A 21,387-nucleotide genomic window follows, 5' to 3' on the forward strand; every position below is an offset into this window, starting at 1 on the left:
GTGCGCCTAGAGTTGGAGGCAGCACCGGACACGCGTGCCCGACGCGATCCGTGTGGCACCAGTGCAAGCGCCTGCTTGCGCTTACTTTCTTGCAAAGGGAAGCCATCATGCAACCTCAATCGATCCGCAACACCGGCGCGCGCCGCCGCCTCGTCGCCGCCGCCATCGGCGCCTTGTTCACGTCGCTGCAATCCTCGGCCGCCGAGCCGCAAGCCAAGCCGGTCGACCAGCAGCGCGCCAGCCTCTACACGGTGATCAACCTGGGGCCGGAGCTGGCCAACGCCGCGCTCAACGAGCGCGGCCAAGTGGCGTTCACTGCTTTCAATGCCTCCGACACCGTCGGCCGCTTCTTCGACGGCGAGCGCATCTGGCCGATCGGCCCGGCCGAGGGCGGCCTCACGCTGGTGACCGGATTGAACGACCGTGGCGTGGCGGTGGGCGCGACGCGAAGCGCCGGCGAGACCGATGCGCGGGCGTTCTCCTGGACGCTGGCCGGCGGCCTGCGCGTGCTGCCGGGCAGCGCGCCGTCGACGGCGCTCGACATCAACGAGCGCAACGAGATCGTCGGCTGGGTGTCGGCGCCCGGCGTGGCCGCGCGCGCCATCCGCTGGAATCCGGACGGCGGCACGACGTTGTTGGGGCCGCTTCCAGCCTCGTCGTCGGAAGGCACCGCCATCAACAACCGGGGCGACGCGACCGGCTACACGAGCGTCGCCAACGGCGATATCCGCGCCCACGCCACCTTGTGGGACCGGGCCGGCGCCCAGACCGACCTCGGCCCGTTCGACGGCGGCGACGGCTTCGGCCTGCGCATCAACGAGCGCAACGAAGTGGCCGGCGTGTTCAATTACCCCGGCCGCACCGTGGGGTTTTTCTGGAGCCGTGACACCGGCACGGTGCGCATCGACGCCGGCCCCGGACACGCCCTCGGCGACCTCAACAACCGGAGCGGGATCGTCGGCAGCGCCGAGATCGGCGGCCGGCCCCGGGGATTCTATTGGACCGCGCGGCGCGGCGTGGTGCCGTTACCGCTCGGCTTCGGCACCATTAGCCAGGCGTACGACATCAACGACCGCGGCGAGATCGTGGGCGCGATCGCCGCGGCCGAGGGCGCCCCTTGGCGCGCGGCGCTGTGGCCGTCGTACACCGCCGTGCCGATCGACTTGAACACGCAACTGTACCGGGCGCCGGCGGGCCTGGAACTGCGCGCGGCCTGGCGCATCAACGAACGCGGCGACATCCTGGCCGACTCCAACGCCGGCCTGGTCTTGCTGCGCCCCGGCCGGCGCGGCACCGACGCGCCGGTGCTCGGCCCCATCATCGGGCTGCCGGCCATGGTCGAGCTCGGCCAGGAGCTGACGATGACGCTCAACTTCTCCGACAACAACGCCGCGCAAACCCACACGGCCAGCACCGTCTGGAGCGACGGCTGCCCGTCGTCGTCGTCGACGGTCGGCGGGGCCGGGGGCACCGGCCAGGTTCGGCTGCAACATGATTTCTGCGCTGCCGGCTACTACACCGTCAAGGTGCTGGTGACCGATTCGGGCGGGCGCTCCACCGAAACGTGGCGCAACTTCCTGGTCGTGTCGCCGACGCTGGCCGCGCTCAGCGGCGAGGGCGTGCTGGCCGCCGGCGCGGCAACCGCCGGCCCCGGGCATCGGCAAGCGCCGTTGCGCTTCGCGCTGTGGACGCCGCTCGGCGAGGCGCCGGCGGCCGCCGCCGGCAAGTCCGTGGTCCGCTTCTCCGGTCCGTTCCAGTTCCAGGGCGAGACGGTGACGCACGCGACCTCGACCGAAGCCCGGGCGCGGGTGGAGGGCACGGGGCGGCTCAACGGCCGCGACGGCTACCGCTTCGTGCTGGAGGCCGTCGATGGCGGTAGCGGTCCGGCCGCCGCCGACCGCCTGCGGGTGCGCGTCACGCACGCCGACACCGCCACCGGCGCCGAGGTGGTCGATTACGACAACGGCGCGCCGGGACCGGGCGCAGGCGCCGATCGCGCCGCCGTGGTGGCGGGCGGCCTGACGCTGCGCCGCTAACGGCATCGAATGGGCCGGGCCCTCCCGTTGCGCCGGGCCCGGTCCCGTCAGCGCGGGCGCCCGCTCGCGCCAACTTCTTGCAAGGAGAAGCCATCATGCAATTTCCATCGATACGCGCCATCGCCGCGTTGTGCGCGCCGCTGCCGTTCTGGGCCGCTGCGCATGCCACGCCGGCCGATCCGCAAACCAGTCAGGCCGGTCAACCGCTGTTCGGCCTCTACACGGTGATCAACCTGGGCCCGGAGCCGACCGCGGCGCGGCTCAACGAGCGCGGCCAGGCGGCGTTCACCGACGAAAATTTTCCCGACACTAACAGCCACTTCTTCGACGGCGACCGCATCCGGCCGATCGGCTCGCTCGGCGGCGGCTTCACGTCCGTGATCGGCTTGAATAGCCGTGGCGTGGTGGTGGGCGCCTCGACCGACGCCGCTGAAACCGGCCCGTTCGCCTACGCCTGGACGCTGGCCGGCGGCATGCGCGCGCTGCCGGGACCGCCGCCGGCGGCGGCGCGGGACGTCAACAACCGCAACGAGATCGTCGGCCAGGTGTCGGGGCCGGATGTCGCCTCGCGCGCGCTGCGCTGGAATCCGGACGGCAGCGTCACCCAGCTCGGGCCGCCGCTGGCGCCGTACGCCCAGGCCAACGCTATCAACTTGCTCGGGTACTCGACCGGCGTCACCAGCGGCGCCAGCGAAGATACCTTGCCGCACGCCGTCTTGTGGGACCGAACGGGCGGCCAGACCGACCTGACGCCGTTCGCCGGCGGCCTGGCGTACGGCTTGCGCATCAACGACCGCAACGAAGTGGCCGGCATCATCGCCGACATGCCTTTCGCCGACTTCAACGGCTTATTTTGGAGCCGCGCCACGGGCGCGCTGCGGATCGACGCCGGCATCGACCATCGGTTGGGCGACTTGAACAACCGTGGCGAGCTGGTCGGCAGCGGCGAGACCGGCGAGCAGCGCAAGGCGTTCCAGTGGACGGTGGGGCGCGGGGTGGTGCGGTTGCCGGTGGACGCGAGCCTGTTCAGCCACGCGGCCGACATCAACGAGCGCGGCGAAATCGTCGGCGTGACCTTGCGCCCGACCGGCGAGGGCCGGCGCGCGGTGCGCTGGCCGTCGTTCGCCGCCATGCCGGTCGACCTGAACACGCGGCTGTACCGCGCGCCGGCGGGACTGGAGTTGCTGGAGGCCCTGGCGATCAACGACGGCGGCACGATCCTGGCGAACTCGAACGCCGGCCTGGTCATGTTGCGTCCCGGCCTGCGCGGCACCGACGCCCCGGTGCTCGGCCCGATCGCCGGCTTGCCGACCGTGGTCGAACTGGGCCAGGAGCTGGCGCTGACGATCAACTTCGTCGACAACGCCCGGGCGCAAACCCACAACGCCAGCGCGGTCTGGACCGACGGTTGTGCGTCGCCGGCGCCCACGGTCAGCGAGGCCGGCGGGTACGGCCAGGTGCGGCTGCGGCACCGGTTCTGCGCGGCGGGGGTGTATACCGTCACGGTGGTGGTCACCGATTCGGGCGGGCGCGCCACCGAGTTGCGGCGCCACGTCTACGTCGATGCGCCCGGACTGGCCGCGCTCAGCGGCGAGGGCGCGCTGGCCGGCGGCGCGGCGCCGGCCGGGCGCGGGCGCCACGGGCGTCAACAGGCGCCGTTGCGGTTCGCGCTATGGGCCCCGCTGGACGGGACGGCGCCCGCCGACGGCGCCGCCGCCGGCCCGCCCGTGGCCTGGTTCTCCGGCCCCTTCCACTTCCGCAGCGAGTCGGTGACGCGCGCCATCCGGACCGGCGAGGGGCGGGTGCGGGTGGCCGGCACGGGTCGGCTCGATGGCCGGGCGGGCTATCGTTTCGTGCTCGAAGCCGTCGATGGCGGCGCCGTGCAGGGCGCGGGGCTGGACCGCCTGCGGCTGCGGGTGACGCACGCCGACGCCGCCACCGGCGCCGAAGTGGTCGATTACGACAACGAGCCGGCGCGGCCGCTGGCCGGCGCCGATCGCACCGTCGTGGTGGAGGGCGGGCTGACGCTGCGGCGATAAGGGGAGAGCGGCAGATCGGGAGCCATCGTGGCGCTCGACCGTGCAGGTTTTTCGACTAGCTTGCGAGGGCAATGCATTCACCATACCGATTGAGGTAACTCAATTCAAGATGACTTTTCTCAATGAGGAACGCGCTATCATATGCACTTGCTAGAGAGGTGACGACATGAGCTCAGATACCGATCCCAAACCACCGCGTGAACCGCAGCGCGACCGGCCAGACCTTCCCAAAGAGCGCGGTAAATCCGAACGACGGCGTTTAAAGGCAGGAACCGAACTCGCCGCTTTTGGACGGCTCCACGGCGGCATCGATCTGAAAAACCTGCGCGATCAAACTCCGCCTGAGCCCGCAGAGGTTGAATGATCATCCTGGATACCAACGTCGTTTCGGAGCCGCTGAAGCCAAATGGAGATGTCCGCGTTCAACAATGGCTTGATCAGCATGTGCGGCGCACGCGCTTTGGGCCGTCCCGTCTCGGTCGCGGATGGCCAGATAGCGGCAATTGCGTTCGTCCACGGGTTCTCGGTGGCCACGCGGGATACCAAGCCATTTGAAGCCGTGGGTGTGCACGTCATTAATCCCTGGATTGCTTAGACGGTAGGGGCGGCGGGCAACACAGCCCAGCGGGTTTCTTATCTATAATGGCGGCCTGTCCTATTCAAACCGCCATTGGCCCCCATGACCTTTTCCAAAGAACCTCCCTACAAGCACGGCACCGTCGGCCGCAGCGCGATCGTGCTGGTCAACCTGGGCACGCCCGACGCCCCGACCCGCTCGGCGGTGCGCCGCTACCTGAAGGAGTTTCTGTCCGATCGGCGCGTGGTGGAAATCCCGCGCGCGGTCTGGTGGTTCATCCTGAACCTGATCATCCTGCCGTTCCGCTCCGGCCAGTCGGCCAAGAAGTACGCCACCATCTGGACCCGCGAGGGCTCGCCGCTCAAAACCCACACCGCCGCCCAGGCGATGTACCTGCTGGGCGCGCTCGGCGAACGCGGCCACGAAAACCTGACCGTCGCCATGGCCATGCGCTACGGCTCGCCGTCGATTCCCGAGGTGCTGGCCAAGCTGAAAGCCGACGGCTGCGAGCGCATCCTGGTGCTGCCGGCCTATCCGCAGTATTCCGGCACCACCACCGGCTCGATCTATGACGCCGTGTTCCAGCACTACGGCTCGGTGCGCAACATCCCCGAACTGCGCTTCGTGCGCAATTACCACGACCACGACGCTTATATCCGCGCGCTGCAGCATTCGGTGCTGGCCCACTGGGAGGCCAACGGCCGTCCCGACAAGCTGGTGCTGAGCTTCCATGGCGTGCCGAAACGCACCCTGATGCTGGGCGACCCCTACCACTGCGAGTGCCTCAAGACGGCGCGCCTGCTGGCCGCCGCGTTGAAGTTGAAGCCGGAGCAGTACATGGTCACCTTCCAGTCGCGCTTCGGCAAGGCCGAGTGGTTGCAGCCGTACACGGCGCCGACCGTCGCCCAGCTGGCGCGCGACGGCGTCAAGCGCGTCGACATCATGTGCCCGGGCTTCATCAGCGATTGCCTGGAGACGCTGGAAGAGATCTCGATGGAGGTGCGGCACGACTTCGAGCAGGCCGGCGGCAGAGAGTTCCATTACATCCCCTGCCTGAACGAGTCGCCCGAGTGGATCGCCGCGCTGGGCGAGATCGCCGAGCAGCACATGATCGGCTGGCCGACCCAGATGTCGCCCGTCCAGCACGAGGAACGCCGCAAGGACGCCGAAACCGGCCGCGCCGCCGCCTTGCAACTGGGCGCCGCCGAGTAATTCAGCGTCCCCTAATTGCTGAAAAAGTGACAACTACACCACACCCGCCCTGTTCCGCGACAATCAGCACTTGCGGTCGGTGAGTGCCAGCCTGTTAAAATAGCCAGCTGTTGGATCAGCCCGATGTCGCCCATGCGCGGCGCGGGCCCGCGCCGAAGCTGATTAAACCGTGGGCAGAATAACCCTTGAAAACATAGGATATCGCCCCACTTGCAGCCAGTGCGGTAAGAAAAGTAATGTCAAACAAATACGATAGTAGGAGTCTTTAGATGCAAGATCAGGAAAATCAAGCAGTACCTAATCCGGAAGCGGCCGCCGAGCCGGCCGCGCCATCGACTCCTGACCAGCAGCCTTCCCTGGAAGAACAGCTGGCCAGCACCGAAGCGCGTCTTGCGGAAATGCACGATGCCTTCATGCGCGCCAAGGCCGACGGCGAGAACATCCGCCGCCGCGCCCAGGAAGATGTGGCCAAGGCCCATAAGTTCGCCGTTGAAAGCTTCGCCGAAGCCATGGTCCCGGTCAAAGACAGCCTGGAAATGGCCTTGAAGGTCGAAACGCCATCGGTCGAGTCGCTGAAGGAAGGCGTGGAAATGACGCTCAAGCAGCTGACCGCGGCGTTCGAGAAAAACCGTCTGCTGGAAATTCAGCCGGCGCAGGGCGAGAAGCTCGATCCAAACAAGCACCAGGCCGTCGCCGTGGTGCCGGCGGACCAGGAAGCCAACACCGTAGTTTCCGTGCTGCAAAAAGGTTATATGATCGCGGACCGCCTGCTGCGTCCCGCCATCGTGACCGCCGCGCAAGCGAAGTAATGTCCGGGGCGAAAAATATTTTCGCCGTCAGCCGAACTTAAGCACTTGAAAACATACAGCTTTTCCACATATTAGTACCATCTGAACTTAGCAAAGAGGAAGAAAAATCATGGGTAGAATTATCGGTATCGATCTGGGAACCACAAATTCCTGCGTTTCCATCATGGAAAATGGTCAGCCAAAGGTAATCGAAAACGCCGAAGGCGCGCGTACGACGCCATCGATCATTGCTTACCAAGAAGATGGTGAAATTCTCGTCGGCTCGCCGGCCAAGCGTCAGGCAGTGACCAATCCGAAGAACACCCTGTTCGCGGTGAAGCGTCTGATCGGCCGTAAGTTCGACGAAAAAGAAGTGCAGAAGGACATCGGCCTGATGCCTTACTCGATCATGAAAGCCGACAACGGCGACGCATGGATCGGCGTCCGCGACAAGAAACTGGCGCCGCCGCAAATCTCGGCCGAAGTGCTGCGCAAGATGAAGAAAACCGCCGAAGACTACCTCGGCGAAGAAGTCACCGAGGCGGTCATCACCGTGCCGGCGTACTTCAACGACTCGCAGCGCCAGGCGACCAAGGACGCCGGCCGCATCGCCGGCCTGGACGTCAAGCGCATCATCAACGAGCCGACCGCCGCCGCGCTGGCTTTCGGCCTGGACAAGACCGACAAGGGCGACCGCAAGATCGCCGTGTATGACCTGGGTGGCGGTACGTTCGACGTGTCGATCATCGAGATCGCCGACGTGGACGGCGAGAAGCAGTTCGAAGTGCTGTCGACCAACGGCGACACCTTCCTGGGCGGCGAAGACTTCGACCAGCGCATCATCGACTACATCATCGACGAGTTCAAGAAGATCAACGGCCTGGATCTGAAAAAAGATCCGATCGCCCTGCAGCGCATCAAGGCTTCGGCCGAGCGCGCGAAGATCGAATTGTCGTCGTCGCAGCAGACCGAGATCAACGAGCCGTACATCGCCATGGCGAACGGCGCGCCGGTCCACCTGACCCTGAAGATGACCCGCGCCAAGCTGGAATCGCTGGTCGAGGAACTGATCAACGCGACCATCGAGCCATGCCGCACCGCGATCAAGGACGCCGGCGTCAAAGTGTCCGACATCGACGACATCATCCTGGTCGGCGGTATGACCCGTATGCCGAAGGTGCAGGAAAAAGTGAAAGAGTTCTTCGGCAAGGATCCGCGCAAAGACGTGAATCCGGACGAAGCGGTCGCCGTCGGCGCAGCGATTCAAGGCTCCGTGCTGTCGGGCGAGCGCAAGGACTTGCTGCTGCTGGACGTGACGCCTCTGTCGCTGGGTATCGAAACCCTGGGCGGCGTGATGACCAAGATGATCCACAAGAACACGACGATTCCGACCAAGTTCTCGCAAGTGTTCTCGACGGCCGACGACAACCAGCCTGCCGTGACCATCAAGGTCTATCAGGGTGAGCGCGAAATCGCCGCCGGCAACAAGGGTCTGGGCGAGTTCAACCTGGAAGGCATCCCGCCGGCATCGCGCGGCACGCCACAGATCGAAGTGACCTTCGACATCGACGCCAACGGCATTCTGCACGTCGGCGCGAAGGACAAGGCCACCGGTAAAGAGAACAAGATCACGATCAAGGCCAACTCCGGCCTGACCGAAGCGGAAATCCAGAAGATGGTGAAGGACGCCGAAGTCAACGCCGAAGAAGACAAGAAAGTGAAAGAACTGGCCGAATCGCGCAACCAGGCCGACGCGCTGGTGCACTCGACCCGCAAGTCGCTGACCGAATACGGCGACAAGCTGGAAGCGGGCGAGAAAGAGAAGATCGAAGCCGCGATCACCGAACTGGAAGCATCGATCAAGTCGGGCGACAAGGCCGACATCGACGCCAAGGTCGCATCGCTGTCGACCGCTTCGCAGAAGCTGGGCGAGAAGATGTACGCCGACATGCAGGCGCAGCAGGCTGCGGCCGGCGGTGGCGAAGCTGGCCAGGGTGCTCCGGGCGCCGGCGCGGAGCAGGCCAAGCCACAGGACGACGTGGTCGACGCCGACTTCAAGGAAGTCAAAGACAGCAAGTAATCGTCAGCAAGAGCGCCGCTTCCCCTACGAAGCGGCGAGCGCCGAGCCGTGCGGCCGTGTAAGCGGTGCCGGCTCGGCTTTTTAGCGTAATCAGCACACAGTATAAATACAGCAAGGTCCCGACAAAATGGCAAAGCGTGATTTCTACGAGACACTTGGTGTCGCAAAAAACGCGTCGGAAGACGAGATCAAGAAGTCCTATCGCAAACTGGCGATGAAATACCATCCGGACCGCAATCCGGATAGCAAAGAGTCGGAAGAAAAATTCAAGGAAGTCAAAGAAGCCTACGAGATGCTGACCAATCCGGAAAAGCGCGAGGCGTATGACCGTTACGGTCACGCCGGCGTCGATCCGAACATGGGCGGCGGTGGCGGCTTTGGCGGCGGCGCCGGCGGTTTCGGCGACGCTTTCGGCGACATCTTCGGCGACATCTTCGGTGGTGGCGGCCGTGGCCGCAGCGCCGGCCCGCAGGTCTATCGCGGCGCCGATCTGCGCTACAACCTGGAGATCACGCTGGAGCAGGCGGCGCACGGCTTCGACACGACCATCCGCGTGCCGTCGTGGGACAAGTGCGACACCTGCCACGGTTCCGGCGCCAAGCCGGGCACCTCGCCGGTCACCTGCACCACATGCGCGGGCCACGGCCAGGTGCGCATGCAGCAGGGCTTCTTCAGCATCCAGCAGACCTGCCCGAAATGCCACGGCACCGGCAAGATCATCCCCGAGCCATGCGCCGCGTGCGCGGGCCAGGGCCGCATCAAGCGTAACAAGACGCTGGAAGTGAAGATCCCGGTCGGCATCGACAACGGCATGCGCATCCGCTCGTCCGGCAACGGCGAACCGGGGACCAACGGCGGACCGTCGGGCGATTTGTATGTGGAGATCCACATCAAGCCGCACACGGTGTTCCAGCGCGAGGGCGACGACCTGCACTGCGAGATGCCGATCTCCTTCGCCAAGGCGGCGCTGGGCGGCGAGATCGAAGTGCCGACGCTCTCTGGTAAAGTATCGTTCACGATCCCGGAGGGCACCCAATCGGGCAAGACCTTCCGCCTCAAGGGCAAGGGCATCAAGGGCGTGCGCTCCGGCTTCGCGGGCGACTTGTTCTGCCACGTGGCGGTCGAGACCCCGGTCAAGCTGACCGAGAAGCAGAAGGACATGCTGCGCGATTTCGAGAAGCTGACCACCGAGGGCGGCGCCAAGCACAGCCCGCAAAGCAAAACCTGGCGCGACAAGGTGAAGGACTTTTTTGAATAACCGTTTTGTGTAACCCCGTCGTCACACAGGACGCGTAATATCGGACCGCCGTGCAGCCCATTTTTTGGGCGGCTCGGCGGTCTTCTTATGTACAAGAGGAGCATTCATGAGCGATCAAGACATCAGCAATTCCCCGTTGCGCGGCCTGTTGGAAAACAACCGCAAATGGGCCGAATCGGAAGTGGAACGCGATCCGGATTTCTTCAACCGGCTCGCCACGCAAGCGGCGCCGGAATATCTGTGGATCGGTTGTTCGGACAGCCGCGTGCCGGCGAATGAGCTGCTGGGCCTTGCGCCGGGCGACGTTTTCGTCCACCGCAATATCGCCAACGTGGTGGTGCATTCGGATTTGAACGCGCTGTCGGTGCTGCAGTTCGCGATCGATGTGCTGAAGGTGAAGCATGTGATCATCGTCGGCCACTACGGCTGCAAGGGCGTGCACGCGGCGATGACGGGCCAGCGTTTCGGCCTGGTCGACAACTGGCTGCGCCACGTGCAGGACGTCAACCAGAAGCACGGGCGCTATATGGGCGATGTGATGCCGAGCCAGGAGCGGTCGAAACGGCTGGTGGAGCTCAACGTGGTCGAGCAGGTGTCGAACGTTTGCCAGACCACGATTTTGCAGGATGCGTGGGATCGCGGCCAGGACGTCACCGTGCATGGCTGGGTCTACGGTATCGAGGACGGCAAGCTGCATGACCTGGGCATGACCGTCACCGCTGCCCACGAGTTGGCGCCGCGTTCGGCCGTCAGGCTGGGTAAGTATGAGGATCAGTTGAGCTAAGTTGGGTGACCTGACGCAATGCGTCAGGTCATTGGTAGCGCTGATTTGCAACGTAATGTCGTTGCATGGAGACAGGCATTCGCGTGCCTCATTTGCAGGCCTGCGTCAACGAAGCGGTCCGCATATCGATATCAGGTAAGCCAGGATTTCCCGGAAAGGCATCCGGGCTGGGTGGGATGGCTTGGACGCGCCGCGAGGCCGCCGTTTTCGGCGCGCCCGCTATGCGTCGCGAAGCGCCCGCGCGGCGTTCACCAGGTCTTTGGAAGGCGGCAGGCCGAACAGGCGGGCGTATTCCCGGCTGAACTGGTTCGGACTTTCGTAGCCGACGCTGAAGGCGATCGACGTCGCGCTGCCCTGGCCGGCGATCAGTTGCGACCGCGCGTGCAGCAAACGGATGCGCTTCTGGTACTGCAACGGGCTCAGCGCCGTCACCGCCTTGAAATGACGATGGAATGCCGACACGCTCAACGCCGCCATGTCAGCCAGCGCCTCCACCCTGATCTGCTCGGTAAAGTTGCGGCGTATCCAGTCGATGGCGACACCGATCCGCGAAAGTGCCGTGTCCGGCGACGCGACGTCCCGCAGCATCCAGCCGAGCGGCCCCTGCAGCACGCGGAACAAGATCTCGCGCTCGTAGGCGGGGGCGAGCACCGCGATCTCGTCCGGCCGGTCGATCAGCCGCAGCATACGAACCCAGGCATCGAGCAGCTCGCCGTTGACCGGCGCGACCGAGAATCCCGAACCGGATAGCGTGCGGCAGACGTCCACCGGCAAGTCGCAGATCAGCGCCGCGACGATAGCGGGATCGAGCGTCAGGCTGACCGCCAGATACGGTTCGCCCGTCGCCGCCGGGTGGACGGCGCCGACGGCCGGGAGTCCCACGGACATGACGAAATAGGTCGCCGGGTCATAGTGGAAGGTCCGCTCGCCGACCGTCATCGTCTTGGACCCCGTCAGGATCAGGTTGATCATCGGATCGTAGACGGCGGCCAGCAGGTGCTCGGGGATTTCACCCTGCACCATGGCGACGCGCGGAATGCCGGTCTCCGTGCGCCGGTTCTCGGCCCGGGAGGCCAGCCGCCTCAGTTCTTGCATTTGCTGTTCCATGGTCAGACACTAACAGAGGCCGCCTGGACGTGCAACGCGAAAGCAGAAATAGGCAAGCTTCGAGGAGGATCGGGTGGGCGCGCCGTGGTTGGCGGTCGTACCATCACTCTCTCATTGGACAAACAGGCGGGAACACCATGCTCGACCACATCTTCATCTCCGTCGGCGATATCGATCGCTCGCTCGCCTTTTATGAGCAGGCGCTCGCGCCGCTCGGCATCACCCATGCGCTGGACTACGACGGCCGGCAGGGCCCCGCCGGCCACCCCGATCTGAAAGGGTTCGGCGCGAACGGCCGCGTGTTCTTTTGGCTGCGCGAAGGTACGGTGGAAGGCCGCGCCGCGCACGTGGGCTTCGTCGCGAATGACAAGCGCGCTGTCGACGCGGCCTTCGCGGCGGCGATGGCCGCGGGCGCCACCGAAATCCACCCACCGGGAGCGCAGCTTCACTATGACCCGCGCTATTACGCGGCGCAGGTGCGCGACCCGGACGGCTACAGCCTGGAATTCGTCTACAAGGAATGGCAGCACGTTGCCGACGCCTGAGGATCACCCATGAAAAAGCTCGTTGACACATTCATCCGGACCGCCAACGCCTTCGACGTCGACGGCGCGCTGGCCCTCTTCGCGTCCGATGCTGTCATCGAAGACGTTTCGGTTGGCGAGGCCTTTGTCGGCACAGATGGAATTCGCCTTTACCTCGAGCGCTTCTTCGTTGGCTATAAAACCTCCAGCCAGCTTCTGTCGCTCGAGCGACTGGATGATTTCGCGGCCATCGCACGCGTCGATTTCACTGGCGACTTTGGCCATGAGATCGGGTCCCTCAAGATCCAGGCCGACGCCGACGGTCTGATCGGGCGTATCGACGCGGATCTCGAATAGCGCGGTGGTGCCGATAACATCTGGCGCACCGGCGATCCCGCTGCTCTTTCTGTCATCCAGCGTTAACCGCATATGGATATCGGATAAGCTTCGTTTTGTTTATATGGAGGACGGCATAGACTGGGCGACTACTCATTGAATGGGCGTGTGCCATGTCTGCCGTTCTCCAATCCGCTTTTGACATCGAATTGTTCGATGCGCCGCTCGGCGCCGAGATCCTCGGCCTGGACCTGAGCCGTCCGCTGTCGCCGCGCCAGTTCCAGCGCATCCACAAAGCCCATCTCGATCACCACTTGCTGGTGTTCCGCGACCAGCGCATCACGCCACAGCAGCAGGTCGATTTCAGCCGCCGTTTCGGGCCGCTGCAGATCCACGTGCTGCGCAACTTCCAGCTGCCTTCGCACCCCGAGGTGCTGATCATCTCCAACATCATCGAGGACGGCCAGCCGATCGGCCTGGGCGACGCCGGCCACTTCTGGCACTCGGACCTATCGTACAAGGAGAAACCCAGCCTCGGTTCCCTGCTGCACGCGCAGGAGCTGCCGGCGGAGGGCGGCGATACGCTGTTCGCCAATATGCATCTGGCGTGGGACACCTTGCCCGCCGCGCTGCGCCACGCGGTGCAGGACGCGCGCGCCGAGCATAGCTACCTGGCCCAGTACGATGAACTGCGCCGCCGCAGTCCGTTCCGCCCGGCGCTGACGCAGGCGCAGATCGACGAGGTCAAACCGGTGACGCATCCGGTGGTGCGCACCCATCCCGAAACCGGCCGCAAGGCGTTGTTCGTCAGCGAGCATTTCACCACCCGCATTGTCGGCATCCCCGAGGACGAAAGCCGCGCGCTGCTAGCCGAGCTGTTCGCGCACAGCGTGCTGCCGGCGCATATCTACCGCCACCGGTGGGCGCCGCACGATCTGGTATTCTGGGACAACCGCTCGCTGATGCACCTGGCTGGCGGCACGCCGGACCATCTGCGCCGCAAGCTCTATCGCACCACCATAGAGGGCGACGCGCCTTTCTGATATCTCCACATATTTAGAGGAATCCGATGTCCAGACTTACTTCCCGCACCCTTGCAGCCGCTGTCGCATCCACCCTTGTCCTGAGCCTTGCGGCCACCTCGAGCGCGCGGGCCGAGGGCAGTATCCGCATCGCCCAGCAGTTCGGCGTGGTCTACCTGCTGCTCAACGTCGCGCAGGACCAGCAGCTGATCGAGAAGGAAGGCAAGAAGCACGGCGTCGACGTCAAGGTCGAGTGGAAGCAGCTGTCCGGCGGCGCCGCCGTCAACGACGCGCTGCTGTCCGGCGCGGTCGATATCGCCGGCGCCGGCGTCGGCCCGCTGCTGACGATCTGGGACCGCACCGCCGGCCGGCAGAATGTCAAGGGCGTGGCGTCGCTGGGCAGCTTCCCTTATTACCTGGTCAGCACCAATCCCCAAGTGAAGACGATCGCCGACCTGACCGCGAAGGACCGCATCGGCCTGCCGGCGGTGACGGTGTCGGTGCAGTCGCGCATCCTGCAGTACGCGGCGGCCAAGCAGTGGGGCGACAAGGAGTTCGCGCGGCTCGATAAATTCACCCAGACCTTGCCGCACCCGGATGCGGCGGCCGCCGTCATCGCCGGCGGTACGGAGATCAACGGCCACTTCGGCAGCCCGCCGTACCAGGACCAGGAACTGGCCGGCAATCCGAACGCGCACATCATCCTCAACTCCTACGATGTGCTGGGCGGTCCGAGTTCGGCCACCGTGCTGTACGCGACCGAGAAATTCCGCAACGAGAATCCGAAGACCTATCGCGCGTTCACCGGCGCGCTGGCCGAGGCGGCGAAGTATGCGAGCGCCAATCCGGAAGGCGCGGCCGATGCCTACATCCGCGTCTCGAAGAGCAAGGTCGATCGCGATCTGCTGCTGAAGATTTTCAAGAACCCGGAGGTGCGCTTCAGCGTCGAGCCGCAGAATACGCTCGGCCTCGCGCAGTTCCTGCACCGCGTCGGCGCGATCAAGAAGAAACCGGCCAGCTGGCGCGATTACTTCTTCGATGATCCCGTCATCACGAAAGGCGGGTGACGTCATGGCCTTCCAGGTGGTTCGTCCCAACACCGGCATCGCGCCGCTGCTGATCGCCGATGGCGTGAGCCTTGAATACGGCGCCACGCGCGCCACGCACGATGTCAGCTTCAACGTCTATCGCGGCGACCGGTTCGTGCTGCTGGGGCCTTCGGGCTGCGGCAAGTCCTCTTTGTTGAAGGCTGCGGCGGGCTTCATCAAGCCCGCCGCCGGCAGCATCAGCATCGACGGCCGTCGGATCGACGGGCCGGGGCCGGACCGCATCGTCGTGTTCCAGGAGTTCGACCAACTGCCGCCGTGGAAGACGGTCAAGGAGAACGTCATGTTCCCGCTGCTGATGACCAAGCGGCTGAACCGCCACCACGCCGAGGAGCGCGCGAGGCACTGGATCGCCAAGGTGGGACTGGGCGGATTCGAGGACGCGCATCCGCACACGCTGTCCGGCGGCATGAAGCAGCGCGTGGCGATCGCGCGCGCGCTGGCGATGCAGCCGGAGATTTTGCTGATGGACGAACCCTTCGCCGCGCTGGATGCGCTCACGCGTCGCAATATGCAGGAGGAGCTGGGACGGTTGTGGGAAGAGCTGCGTTTCACGCTGCTGTTCGTCACCCATTCGATCGAGGAGGCGCTGGTGGTGGGCAACCGCATCCTGCTGCTGTCGCCGCACCCGGGGCAGGTGAGGGCGGAACTGAACAGCCACCAGTTCGGCCTGGACAGCGCCGGCGGCGCCGACTTCCAGGCGGCGACGCAGCGCATCCACGGGCTGCTGTTCGGCGCTCCCGCGCAGGGGCAGCCGGCCGCCGTGCCGGCGACCGCGCCCGCCGTCACCGGCGCGCCGCATGAGAGGAGCCACGTGTCATGAGTCTCGTCCTCGATCCGCCGGTGCGCCAGGAGTACGTCTACGCCACCAACACGGCCGCCCCGCGCGCCGTCGACATCCCGCTGCCGTTCCCGCGCCGCCTGTGGCAACAGGCATGGCTGCGCAAGAGCCTCATCCTGATCCTGCTGGCGGTGCTGTGGGAAGGCGTCGCCCGCTGGCAGGACAACGACCTGCTGCTGCCGGGCTTCGTGCAGACGGCGCACGCCTTCGTCAACGGCGTCGCCAGCGGCGAGTTGCTCGACCGCGTGCGCATCTCGCTGGCCGTTCTGCTGCAGGGCTATGCGGCCGGCGTCGCCGCCGCCTTCGTGCTGACGGCGCTGGCCGCGTCCACCCGCGTCGGCCGCGACCTGCTGGAGACCCTGACGTCGATGTTCAATCCGCTGCCGGCGATCGCGCTGCTGCCGTTGGCGCTGCTGTGGTTCGGGCTGGGCAAGGGCAGCCTGATCTTCGTCATCGTCCATGCGGTCCTGTGGCCGCTGGCGCTGGGCGCCTATGCCGGATTCCAGAGCGTGCCGGAGACGTTGCGCATGGCCGGCCGCAATTATGGCTTGAGCGGCCTGCGGCTGGTGCTGCACATCTTGGTGCCGGCCGCGCTGCCGTCCATCCTGTCGGGACTCAAGATCGGCTGGGCGTTCGCCTGGCGCACCCTGATCGCCGCCGAGCTGGTATTCGGCACCACCGGCGGCCAGGGCGGGCTTGGATGGTACATTTTCCAGAACCGCAATGAGCTCTACACCGACAAGGTGTTCGCCGGGCTGGCAGCCGTGATCCTCATCGGACTGCTGGTGGAAAACGTGGTATTCCGACCACTCGAAAGCGTCACCGTCAAGCGCTGGGGCATGCAACGATAATTTGAACGCTGGCAGGATTTGGCCTTTGTGCCTTAGAATCTGCGCATGCACATCAAAATTATCGGTTTGGTATGACCATGCGTAATTTACGTATCGTGGTTGTCAACGCCATCATCCACGCCGGCGACGAGGATGATGAGTCGTTGCGCGCCCAGGTCGAACGGGCCAGGGTGCTGCGTATCGGCCTGCTGGAAGCGGGCTACGACATCGTCGCCTCGCTGCCGCCGGACATGTACCTGCCCGAGCGGATCGCCCAGCTGCAGCCCGACATGATCATCGTCGACGCCGAATCGGACGCGCGCGACGTCCTCGAACACATCGTCATCGCCACCCGCGACGAGCGCCGCCCCATCGTCATGTTCACCGAGAGCGCGGATACCGAGAGCATGGAGGCGGCGATGGCGGCCGGCGTGTCGGCTTATATCGTGGCCGGCCTGCAGGGCGAGCGCATCAAACCGGTGCTACAGGTGGCGCTGGCGCGCTTTAAACGCGAGCAGAAGCTGCTCGACGAGCTGTCCGACACCAAGAGCAAGCTGGCCGAGCGCAAGGTCATCGAACGCGCCAAGGGCCTGCTGATGGAGCGCCAGCGCTTCACCGAGGAACAAGCCTATCAGAAGCTGCGCGGTATGGCGATGAGCAAGAACCTCAAGCTCTCCGAGGTCGCCCAGCGCATCCTCGACGTCGAGGATTTGCTCGGCTGACCGCGCCGTGTTAGTACTTTATTTTATTCTCCGTCCAAAATGATGCGATGCGCACCGCCGCTGCGCTTTTTTCGCCGCGCGCCAGCCATTTGGCGGTGCGCGGGCCGATGCCGCTTTCTTTTCCTCCCTCTGTACACAGTGCTGGCACGGACATTGCATAGTCTGTAGGCAAGCGCAATGATGCGCCGATGAGCCCTGCCAACGGCGGTGGGGCACACCAGACAACGACGTCTACCAAACATGAATGCGTTCATGCGGGGTAGGCGTTTTTTTTGTCCGAACGGTTTTACTGTCTACAGAGGGATAGTCATGAACGATAAGAAGCTACCAGCAGATTCCGCCTTGCCACCAGCCGCCAGCGACGTTAATGTTTCGCGCAGGGCGGCAATTCAAAAAGTGATTCATGGTGCGGGTTTAGTAGCGGGAGGAAGTATGTTGGGTTTATCGACGGGTGGCGTGTGGGCGGCGGGTTCGGACAAGCCGGAGAAGGAAGAAATCAAGATCGGCTTTATCCCACTGACCGATTGCGCGTCGGTGGTGATGGCGTCGGTGCTGGGCTTCGACAAGAAGTACGGCGTCAAATTCGTGCTCAGTAAAGAGGCCTCGTGGGCCGGTGTGCGCGACAAGCTGGCCAACGGCGACCTCGATGCGGCGCATGTGCTGTATGGCCTGCTGTACGGCGTCCAGATGGGCATCGGCGGCCAGAAGAAGGACATGGCGGTGCTCATGGGCCTCAATAACAACGGCCAGGCGATCACGCTGTCCAAGAAACTGGCCGACAAGGGCGCCGTCGATGGCGCCTCGCTGGCGAAGCTGATGAACAACGACAAGCGCGAATACACGTTCGCCCAGACCTTCCCGACCGGCACCCACGCCATGTGGCTGTACTACTGGCTGGCGGCCAACGGCATCAATCCGATGAAGGACGCCAAGGTCATCACCGTGCCGCCGCCGCAAATGGTGGCCAATATGCGGGTCGGTAACATGGACGGCTTCTGCGTGGGCGAGCCGTGGGGCCACCGCGCCATCATGGACGGCATCGGCATCACCGCCACCACCACCCAGGACATCTGGAAGGACCATCCGGAGAAGGTGCTCGGCTCAACCTTGGAATTCGCCAAGAAGAACCCGAACACCTGCCGCGCGATGATGGCCGCCATCCTCGAGGCGAGCAAATGGATCGACGCCTCGCTGGCCAACAAGAACAAGATGGCCGAGGTCATCGCCGACAAATCCTACGTCAACACCAGCAAGGACGCGATCGACCAGCGCATCATGGGCCGCTACCAGAATGGCCTGGGCAAGACCTGGGACGACCAGAATCACATGAAGTTCTATAACGACGGCCTGGTGAACTTCCCTTATCTGTCGGACGGCATGTGGTTCATGACGCAGCACCGCCGCTGGGGCCTGCTGAAGGACGATCCGAACTACCTGGCCGTGGCCACCTCGGTCAACCAGATCGATTTGTACAAGGATGCGGCGACGATGACCAAGACGCCGGTTCCGAAAAGCCCGCTGCGCGCGTCGAAATTGATGGACGGCTCGGTGTGGGACGGCAAAGACCCGAAAGCGTACGCCGCCTCGTTCAAGATCAAAGCCTGATTTCTTCCCTAGCCAGATAGAGGAATGCCATGAACGCCATGCTCAAACCCGATAGCGCCGCCCCGGTAGCGGCTGCACTCGACACCAAACCGGCGCGCCGTCCACGCCGCCCGCTCGCCGCCAATTCGACGGCGCGGGCGCGCAAGCAGGTCTCCGCCACCGCCCTGAAGATCGCCGCTCCGTTGCTGGGCGCCGCGCTGCTGGTGCTGGTGTGGCAGATCATCACCGTGAAGAACACCTCCTTCCCGACCCCACTGGTGACCTTGCAGGAGGCGATCAAGCTGTTCTCCGACCCGTTCTACCGCAACAGCATGAACGACCAGGGCATCGGCTGGAACCTGCTGGCGTCCCTGCAGCGGGTGGCGATCGGCTTCGGGCTGGCGGCGCTGGTGGGCATCCCGCTGGGATTCCTGATCGGCCGCGTGCAGTTCATCGGCAATATGTTCAGCCCCATTATCAGTTTGCTCAAGCCGGTGTCGCCGCTGGCCTGGCTGCCGATCGGACTGCTGGTGTTCCAGTCGGCCAATCCGGCCGCGATCTGGTCGATCTTCATCTGCTCGATCTGGCCGATGATCATCAACACCGCCGTCGGCGTGCAGCGCGTGCCGCAGGATTACATGAACGTCGCGCGCGTGCTCAATCTGTCGGAGTGGAAGGTGCTGACCAAGATCCTGCTGCCATCGGCGCTGCCTTACATCCTGACCGGCGTGCGCCTGTCGATCGGCACCGCGTGGCTGGTCATCGTCGCGGCCGAGATGCTGACCGGCGGCGTGGGCATCGGCTTCTGGGTCTGGGATGAATGGAACAACCTGAACGTCCCGCACATCATCATCGCGATCGTGGCGATCGGTTTTGTCGGTCTGCTGCTGGAGCAGGCGCTGATGGCGCTGGCCCGCGCCTTCACCTACGAACAAGTATCCAACTAAGGAGCACTGTCATGGACGATCCAAAATTCATCGATGTCGAAGGCGTGGAGATGGTCTTCCACACCAAAAAAGGTGTGTTCCACGCGCTGCGCGAAATCGACCTGACGGTGCGCAAGGGCGAATTCATCACCCTGATCGGGCACTCGGGCTGCGGCAAATCGACCCTGCTCAACCTGATCGCCGGGCTGCTCAAGCCGACCGACGGCGTGCTGTTGTGCGCCAACCGCGAGATCGCCGGGCCGTCGCCGGAGCGCTCGGTGGTATTCCAGAACCACTCGCTGCTGCCTTGGTTGACCTGTTATGAGAACATCCATCTTGGTGTCGAACGGGTGTTCGGCAAGACCGAATCGAAGGCGCAGCTGCGCGAGCGCACCATGCAGGCCCTGGCGCTGGTGGGCCTGACGGCCGCCGAAACCAAGCGTCCGCACGAGATCTCGGGCGGCATGAAACAGCGCGTCGGCATCGCCCGCGCGCTGGCGATGGAGCCGAAAGTGCTGCTGATGGACGAACCGTTCGGCGCCCTAGACGCGCTGACCCGCGCCCACCTGCAGGACGAACTGCTCAAGATCGTCGCCGCCACCAAGTCCACCGTGGTGATGGTCACGCACGATGTCGACGAGGCGGTGCTGCTGTCGGACCGGATTGTCATGATGACCAACGGCCCGGCCGCCACCATCGGCGAGATCGTCGACGTTCAGCTGGAGCGCCCGCGCGACCGCGTCGCGCTGGCGCAGGACGCGCGCTACACCGAGTACCGTACCGCCGTGCTGGAGTTCTTGTACCGAAAACAGGCGCATCCCGCGAAGGAAGCCGCGTAATGGACATGTCCACGCCCGCCCTGGCGCCGCCCGTTGTCGCCGGCAAGGCGCTGAGCGGCGAGGTGTTCAGCGCCTTGATCAACCTGTCGGGGCGGCGCCGTTTCACGTCGCAGCGCATCGTGCTGTACGCGCTGCTGGCGTCGCAGGGGCAGGAAGAGGGCGCGGCGACGGCGCGGGAGGCGCTGGCGCTGTTCCGGGGCGCCCACAAGTCGCTGCTGGGCGAGGCGGACGGCCTGCCGGGCGTGTTCTGCCCGGAGCTGCGCGAAGCCTACTACGGCAAGATGGACGGCGACCGCCGGATCGCCGCTTTCGCCGACTTGGGCGAGCGCACGCTGAACGCGATCGCGCGGGGTTCGGGGCAGGCTGCCGAACTGCTGGCGGAACTGGTGCGTATCACAACACCCACGTTGGGAATACTGAACCAGATCACCGGCATCTACGAAGAGCAGGCCAAGCAGAATGCCCGCCTGGTGCGCAAGCAGCTGCGCGGCGTGATCACCGATATAGAGACGATCAACCGCCAGGCACGGATGGTGGCCTTCAACGCCCGCACTGTCGCCGCGCGCGCCGGGGCGGCCGGCAAGGAGTTCTCGGTGGTGGCGGGCGTCCTGTCCAGCATCAGCGGCGAAATCGACGAAATGGTCGCTGCCGCGCTGGCCGCCGCCGGCTAACCCCCTGGGGTCCAGTCTGACATTCGGACACGGGCTTGACCGTATCGCGGCCTTTACGGATGTGCTCCTGTCCGAATGCCAGACTTGACCCCCGCTTAGGGATGC

At 64.8% G+C, this 21,387-nt stretch carries 21 protein-coding genes; 19 read left to right on the plus strand and 2 right to left on the minus strand.

Annotated features, from left to right (window positions below):
* The first annotated feature begins 107 nt into the window (after nucleotides 1-107).
* From MRBLMU1_RS29685 to can, 8 genes are all read left to right on the plus strand, one after another.
* Nucleotides 108-2,036, plus strand: coding sequence for a hypothetical protein (locus MRBLMU1_RS29685; protein WP_363509672.1), 1,929 nt, complete (start codon nucleotides 108-110; stop codon nucleotides 2,034-2,036).
* A 95-nt stretch (nucleotides 2,037-2,131) separates the two neighbouring features.
* Nucleotides 2,132-4,075, plus strand: coding sequence for a PKD domain-containing protein (locus tag MRBLMU1_RS29690; RefSeq protein ID WP_363509674.1), 1,944 nt, complete (start codon nucleotides 2,132-2,134; stop codon nucleotides 4,073-4,075).
* Nucleotides 4,076-4,241: 166 nt separating this feature from the next.
* Nucleotides 4,242-4,439 carry a hypothetical protein gene (locus MRBLMU1_RS29695; RefSeq protein WP_363509676.1) on the plus strand — a complete coding sequence of 66 codons (198 nt, stop codon included), beginning with the start codon at nucleotides 4,242-4,244 and terminating at the stop codon, nucleotides 4,437-4,439.
* Between the two features lie 315 nt (nucleotides 4,440-4,754).
* Nucleotides 4,755-5,864 carry a ferrochelatase gene (gene hemH, locus MRBLMU1_RS29700; protein ID WP_363509678.1) on the plus strand — a complete coding sequence of 370 codons (1,110 nt, stop codon included), beginning with the start codon at nucleotides 4,755-4,757 and terminating at the stop codon, nucleotides 5,862-5,864.
* Nucleotides 5,865-6,133: 269 nt separating this feature from the next.
* Nucleotides 6,134-6,673 (plus strand): nucleotide exchange factor GrpE, encoded by a 540-nt coding sequence (grpE, locus tag MRBLMU1_RS29705; RefSeq protein WP_363509680.1) that lies wholly within the window; start codon nucleotides 6,134-6,136, stop codon nucleotides 6,671-6,673.
* A gap of 109 nt (nucleotides 6,674-6,782) precedes the next feature.
* On the plus strand, nucleotides 6,783-8,732 hold the full coding sequence (gene dnaK / locus MRBLMU1_RS29710; protein ID WP_363509682.1) for a molecular chaperone DnaK: 1,950 nt from the start codon (nucleotides 6,783-6,785) through the stop codon (nucleotides 8,730-8,732).
* 127 nt (nucleotides 8,733-8,859) lie between these two features.
* Nucleotides 8,860-9,990 carry a molecular chaperone DnaJ gene (dnaJ, locus tag MRBLMU1_RS29715; protein ID WP_315219355.1) on the plus strand — a complete coding sequence of 377 codons (1,131 nt, stop codon included), beginning with the start codon at nucleotides 8,860-8,862 and terminating at the stop codon, nucleotides 9,988-9,990.
* 106 nt (nucleotides 9,991-10,096) lie between these two features.
* On the plus strand, nucleotides 10,097-10,774 hold the full coding sequence (gene can, locus MRBLMU1_RS29720) for a carbonate dehydratase (protein WP_363509685.1): 678 nt from the start codon (nucleotides 10,097-10,099) through the stop codon (nucleotides 10,772-10,774).
* A 219-nt stretch (nucleotides 10,775-10,993) separates the two neighbouring features.
* Here can and MRBLMU1_RS29725 read toward each other — a convergent pair whose 3' ends face one another.
* Nucleotides 10,994-11,869 carry an AraC family transcriptional regulator gene (locus tag MRBLMU1_RS29725; RefSeq protein WP_363509687.1) on the minus strand — a complete coding sequence of 292 codons (876 nt, stop codon included), beginning with the start codon at nucleotides 11,867-11,869 and terminating at the stop codon, nucleotides 10,994-10,996.
* 149 nt (nucleotides 11,870-12,018) lie between these two features.
* Here MRBLMU1_RS29725 and MRBLMU1_RS29730 point away from each other — a divergent pair, with 149 nt between their 5' ends.
* The 7 genes from MRBLMU1_RS29730 (at nucleotide 12,019) to MRBLMU1_RS29760 (ending at nucleotide 17,262) form a co-directional block, all read left to right on the plus strand.
* Nucleotides 12,019-12,426 carry a VOC family protein gene (locus MRBLMU1_RS29730; protein ID WP_363509689.1) on the plus strand — a complete coding sequence of 136 codons (408 nt, stop codon included), beginning with the start codon at nucleotides 12,019-12,021 and terminating at the stop codon, nucleotides 12,424-12,426.
* A gap of 9 nt (nucleotides 12,427-12,435) precedes the next feature.
* The gene (locus MRBLMU1_RS29735; protein WP_363509691.1) at nucleotides 12,436-12,762 is read left to right on the plus strand and encodes a nuclear transport factor 2 family protein; all 327 of its coding nucleotides are present in this window, start codon (nucleotides 12,436-12,438) and stop codon (nucleotides 12,760-12,762) included.
* Nucleotides 12,763-12,914: 152 nt separating this feature from the next.
* Nucleotides 12,915-13,784 (plus strand): TauD/TfdA dioxygenase family protein, encoded by an 870-nt coding sequence (locus MRBLMU1_RS29740; protein WP_363509693.1) that lies wholly within the window; start codon nucleotides 12,915-12,917, stop codon nucleotides 13,782-13,784.
* A 26-nt stretch (nucleotides 13,785-13,810) separates the two neighbouring features.
* The gene (locus tag MRBLMU1_RS29745) at nucleotides 13,811-14,830 is read left to right on the plus strand and encodes an ABC transporter substrate-binding protein (RefSeq protein WP_363509695.1); all 1,020 of its coding nucleotides are present in this window, start codon (nucleotides 13,811-13,813) and stop codon (nucleotides 14,828-14,830) included.
* Nucleotides 14,831-14,834: 4 nt separating this feature from the next.
* Nucleotides 14,835-15,692, plus strand: coding sequence for an ABC transporter ATP-binding protein (locus tag MRBLMU1_RS29750; RefSeq protein WP_363509697.1), 858 nt, complete (start codon nucleotides 14,835-14,837; stop codon nucleotides 15,690-15,692).
* On the plus strand, nucleotides 15,689-16,561 hold the full coding sequence (locus MRBLMU1_RS29755) for an ABC transporter permease (protein ID WP_363509699.1): 873 nt from the start codon (nucleotides 15,689-15,691) through the stop codon (nucleotides 16,559-16,561). Before MRBLMU1_RS29750 ends, MRBLMU1_RS29755 begins: the two co-directional genes overlap by 4 nt.
* A gap of 77 nt (nucleotides 16,562-16,638) precedes the next feature.
* Nucleotides 16,639-17,262: an ANTAR domain-containing response regulator gene (locus tag MRBLMU1_RS29760; protein ID WP_363509701.1), complete on the plus strand. Its 624-nt coding sequence runs from the start codon at nucleotides 16,639-16,641 to the stop codon at nucleotides 17,260-17,262.
* A 10-nt stretch (nucleotides 17,263-17,272) separates the two neighbouring features.
* Here the strand turns inward: MRBLMU1_RS29760 and MRBLMU1_RS29765 are convergent, their stop codons facing one another.
* The gene (locus MRBLMU1_RS29765; protein ID WP_363509703.1) at nucleotides 17,273-17,416 is read right to left on the minus strand and encodes a hypothetical protein; all 144 of its coding nucleotides are present in this window, start codon (nucleotides 17,414-17,416) and stop codon (nucleotides 17,273-17,275) included.
* A gap of 278 nt (nucleotides 17,417-17,694) precedes the next feature.
* Between MRBLMU1_RS29765 and MRBLMU1_RS29770 the strand changes: the two genes are divergently transcribed.
* The 4 genes from MRBLMU1_RS29770 to MRBLMU1_RS29785 are packed head-to-tail and all read left to right on the plus strand — an operon-like array spanning nucleotide 17,695 to nucleotide 21,282.
* Nucleotides 17,695-18,867, plus strand: a complete 1,173-nt coding sequence (locus tag MRBLMU1_RS29770) for a CmpA/NrtA family ABC transporter substrate-binding protein (RefSeq protein WP_363509705.1) — start codon at nucleotides 17,695-17,697, stop codon at nucleotides 18,865-18,867.
* A gap of 29 nt (nucleotides 18,868-18,896) precedes the next feature.
* Nucleotides 18,897-19,793, plus strand: a complete 897-nt coding sequence (gene ntrB / locus MRBLMU1_RS29775; RefSeq protein WP_363509707.1) for a nitrate ABC transporter permease — start codon at nucleotides 18,897-18,899, stop codon at nucleotides 19,791-19,793.
* Between the two features lie 11 nt (nucleotides 19,794-19,804).
* Nucleotides 19,805-20,611, plus strand: coding sequence for an ABC transporter ATP-binding protein (locus tag MRBLMU1_RS29780; RefSeq protein ID WP_315219336.1), 807 nt, complete (start codon nucleotides 19,805-19,807; stop codon nucleotides 20,609-20,611).
* The gene (locus tag MRBLMU1_RS29785) at nucleotides 20,611-21,282 is read left to right on the plus strand and encodes a type IV pili methyl-accepting chemotaxis transducer N-terminal domain-containing protein (protein WP_363509709.1); all 672 of its coding nucleotides are present in this window, start codon (nucleotides 20,611-20,613) and stop codon (nucleotides 21,280-21,282) included. Before MRBLMU1_RS29780 ends, MRBLMU1_RS29785 begins: the two co-directional genes overlap by 1 nt.
* Nucleotides 21,283-21,387 lie beyond the last annotated feature (105 nt).

The organism is Burkholderia sp. LMU1-1-1.1 (genome assembly GCF_040675865.1).
Taxonomy (GTDB): domain Bacteria; phylum Pseudomonadota; class Gammaproteobacteria; order Burkholderiales; family Burkholderiaceae_D; genus Rugamonas.